The following is a 4,312-nucleotide window of genomic DNA, read 5'->3' on the forward strand; positions in this document are numbered from 1 at the left end:
CACGGCGGCAGCCACCTCAAGTAGCGCCCGGTTGTAGTGAGGAGTGACCGGTGGGCTGGAATGCTCGACGTAGTTCGACTTTTCAGCCCGCCGGTGCCACCCCGGTTTTTCTTCCCTGCCTTCTGCGAGTTCTTTTGCCCAGCACCAGGCTTTACGGGGCTTCTTCTCCCCTGTTTTTTGGGGGTCTTCTCAGGCTTTATCCGCTCAACTTCTTCACTTGCTTCATCTACTCGCCCGCTTCATTCACCGTACAGTTTTTTGTAGATGGGATAACGATGTCTTCATTCTTCACACCACGAGGTGCCTCGCACCATTCTGATACCCCGCGCCACCCGGCGAGCGCCCGCGCGCTCAGCCTGTCATTGCTGCTGGGTTTGAGCCCGCTTGCCGGTATTACTCCGGCGGCGCTCGCAACACCGGCCCAGGCAGCACCTGAGCAGCAGGCGCAACCGGCACAGGCTGCACCCGCCTCCCCTGCAGACGAGCAGAAGAAACCTGACAACCCGGTTGGCATGAAGCTCACCTCGGGTACCCTCAACATTTCTGAGGGCGGCACTGTCTCTGTGACCACCGCGCCGCTGAGTGCCGAGTTCCGCGCGAAGTACACGTTCTATGAGTTCGGCATTGTGGAGCGCGGTGAGAATTACCTTGAGCCATATTACGGCAATCCCCTTCCTGAGGCGCAGTACGGCAGCAAGGTTGCCGGCCTCCGTGCTGAGGGTAAGGCACACGATAATCCTGACGGGAGCGTCACGTTCACTCTTGATATTCCGAAGCAGTGGATGATGGTTCCTGAGGGTACCCTCTTCGATGTGGTGCTGACTTACTACCCGTCCGATAAGCCTGACCCACACGACTATCCGTATGAAGATTATCGTCTTACGGCGCGAATTCCTTTGCCCACGGTGCGCGACCCTGAGCCTGAGCAGCCGACGTACCGCTACAACATTTCGGCGATTGATAAGCCGTGGCAGGATACGACTCTGACGGTTGAGGGCTACCATATTCTTCCCCCGAATATCGTAGGTGGATACGACAGCCAGGCGTACGTCACTCTGTATGAGGCAGACCCGGCTACGGGAAAGATTATGGGACGCCCTGTTTTCTCCCATGTTGTTCCGTTGACGGGCAACTGCTTGCATCACTGTACGGGTTTTCGCAATAACTATTTCGGCACGAAGATGACGATTCCGGCGGGTACGTTGAAGCCGGGCAGGCTCTACATGATTGGTATCTACGGTTCTAATCTGCCTCACCCGGGTGAGGAGGAGTACAGCGGTAGCTTGCTGACCAGTGTTGCGCAGTTCCTTCCGGTGCGGTCGGGGCAGCCGAGCGATAACCAGCCGAATCCTGACCAGCCTGTAGCGCGTCCGGATTTGTACATTCCGTATAAGCGCATCAACCCGTATCAGGAGATGAATACTCTCACCGCACGTGTCTCGAATCTTTCGAAGCTTACCGATGGCCATTACCGTTTCTCGGTTCAAGCGACGGATGATTCTGGCAATCTGACCGGCCAGAAGGCGCTGGAGCAGGATATTGCGGCTGACCGCATCCAGAGCGGTTACACGGAGGCGACGCTCACTGTTCCCGGTGAGGCGCTGAATTATCAGGGCGGTTACAAGCTGGTGGTGGAGAAGGTTCTTCCCGGTCAGGGTGGTGCCGCGGATTCTGTACAGCAGGTTGTTTCTACTGACATTGATTTGGTGGTGAACGCGTTTGAGGAGCGGGAGGCTGCGAAGAGGTGGTACAAGGCTCAGCAGCTTCCCAAGTCAGAGCTCTATTATTCTGAGAATATGACGCGCCGTGATCTGACGGTGGCTCTCTATATGTTGGCGGGTTCGCCGAAGGTTGAGCTTCCGGAGACCAGCCCGTATCCGGATGTTCAGCCCAACGACCCGGACTACGCCGCATATATTTGGGCTCGCCAGAAGGGCATTACGTTCGGTTGGATTGATGGTAGTTTCCACCCGGATGCGAAGGTTTACGATTCTTCGGCGGTGGCGTTCCTGTATAGGTATCAGAGGGCGCAGGGTAAGGTTCCTGCGGCGAAACCTCGTCCTGTTTCTTCGGCGTCAAAGAAGAGTAGCCTGCCGGGTGATTCTCCGGTCCGGGTTTCGCGTTCGCATTGGTCCGATTATGAGCGTACGGATACTGCATTCTGGCGGGAGTCGCTGTGGGCTACTCAGCAGTTCATCTGGGGTTATACGGATTATGATCGCCGCTACGCTGAGGATTTTAGTTCGGATACTGTTTCCTCTTCGGAGTTCTCTGTCATGCTGTACCGTATGGCGCACGGCGGCAGCCGCCTCAAGTAGTCACCCTGAAGTAGTTATTTGAGAGTCGCCTCCCGCGGCCACGCAGCCTGATACTGTGTTGCTTTACAATCGGTGATGGCGGGCTGAAATTTTCGGGCTGATTCGCCCGACTTTTCAGCCCGCCAGCACTTTCGCTAAGACGCGCTGTGCGCCCCCCTTTCTACTCAACTTTTCGTTCATTTCTCCCCTTCCACTCAACGTTTTCCCTCACTCGCTTCAATCACCGTACAGAATGCCACTGTGCAGAAAACCACCCTGCAAAAACCACCGTGTAAAGCCGCGGTATAGAAAGCACAGTGCAGAACATTAGATGGGATAACCGTGTCTTCTTTCTTCCGACCAACCACAGTTCAGGGCGCTAAGACGCCTGCCCAGAAAATCCGCATTCAAAATGCCCAGAGTAAAAAGGCAATCAGCCTCTCCCTGTTGCTGGGCATGACCCCGGCGCTGGCGGTCACCCCTGCTGCGCATGCTGATGCGGCACAGACGAAACCCGCACAGGTGGAGCCTGCTCAAGCGGATCCGGCGAGCCCCGTCTCCCCTGCCGCATCGTTGCAGGCAACCCCCGTAGCTACCGTCCCCGGCGCCGCTGAGGCGGATGCCGCAACCGGTATTAGCGATGCCGACAAGATTGATTTGAAGGTCACCACCGGCACTCTAAATATTTCTCAGGGTGGCACGGTGTCCGTGACGACCTCCCCGTTGACCCCCGAGTTCCGTAAGAAGTACAAGCTCTTCCAGTTCGGCCTCGTAAACCGTGGTACCGGTTACGAGTGGTCCCGTACCGGCGAGGCAACCCAATATCCTCTGTACCGCGGCAAGGTTGATCATCTTCGAGATGACGGTATTGTCCGCGACAACCCGGACGGGAGCCTCACCTTCACCTTTGAGGTCAAGAAGCAGACCATCCCGGCCGCCCCTTCGCCTGCCCTTGACGTGGTGTTGACCTACTACCCGGCGGGCGAGCGCGAGCCGAACGCCGAGGAGTATGAGGACCCCCGTCTTACTGCCCGCACTCCGCTCAGCCTGACTCAGGACCCTGAGCCGGATCATACTACTTACGTGTACAGCATGCCGGCGGTCGATAACCCCTGGGTTGATACGCAGCTGAAGATTGAGGGCTACCATATTCTCTCTAAGCAGCTTGTTGAGCCGGGGAGTGCCCCGGCGTATCTGATGCTGTATGAGGTTGACCCTGCAACGGGAAAGATGGTGGGCAAGCCTGTTTTCACCCATAAAGTTCGTTATACGGATTGCGGTGAATACTATTGTTGGAGTTTTCTGAACAACTATTTCTCTGCGGATGTAACAATTCCTGCGGGTACTCTGCGACCGGGCAAGTCGTACATGATTGGTGTCTACAGCGGCCTCTTCCCGAATCCGGATGAGGAGAAGGTACCCGGTAGCCTTTTGACGGATATTGCCCCGTTTATTCCGGTGCGCTCGCCCAACTCGAACACCGAGGTGAAGGATGCCGCCCCGGTTCTGCGTGTTGAGCCGCAGCAGATGGACCAATATCGTTCTGATTCACCGCAAGTGAGCCCCTATTGGGAGAAGAACACGTTGCAGGTGCGTGCCGTGAACCTGCCGAACCTCGCTGAGGGCCATTACCGCTTCTCGCTGCAGGCTACGGATGCTTCTGGCAATCTGACCGGCCAGAAGGCGCTGGAGCAGGATATTGCGGCTGACCGCATCCAGAGCGGTTACACGGAGGCGACGCTCACTGTTCCCGGTGAGGCGCTGAATTATCAGGGCGGTTACAAGCTGGTGGTGGAGAAGGTTCTTCCCGGTCAGGGTGGTGCCGCGGATTCTGTGCAGCAGGTTGTTTCTACTGACCTTGGTTTGGTGGTGAATGCGTTTGAGGAGCGTGAGGCTGCGAAAAGGTGGTACAAGGCTCAGCAGCTTCCTAAGTCAGAGTCCTATTCTTCTGAGAATTTGACGCGCCGTGATCTGACGGTGGTGTTGTACCGCCTGGCGGGTTCCCCGAAGGTTGA

The 4,312-nt window shown here is 56.8% G+C and carries 2 protein-coding genes; both read left to right on the forward strand.

Annotated features, from left to right (window positions below; genetic code table 11):
- Positions 1-275: 275 nt before the first annotated feature.
- On the forward strand, positions 276-2,318 hold the full coding sequence (locus HMPREF2710_RS06850; RefSeq protein WP_070600279.1) for an S-layer homology domain-containing protein: 2,043 nt from the start codon (positions 276-278) through the stop codon (positions 2,316-2,318).
- Positions 2,319-2,639: 321 nt separating this feature from the next.
- The coding region (locus tag HMPREF2710_RS06855; RefSeq protein WP_070600281.1) for a peptidase at positions 2,640-4,312 on the forward strand (1,673 nt) is incomplete at its 3' end.

The sequence above is a fragment of the Rothia sp. HMSC069D01 genome (genome assembly GCF_001810135.1).
Taxonomy (GTDB): Bacteria; Actinomycetota; Actinomycetes; order Actinomycetales; family Micrococcaceae; genus Rothia.

Excerpts from the sequence above, each read along its gene's own strand:
- HMPREF2710_RS06850 (WP_070600279.1), top strand. The coding sequence starts at position 276 with ATGTCTTCATTCTTCACACCACGAGGTGCCTCGCACCATTCTGATACC.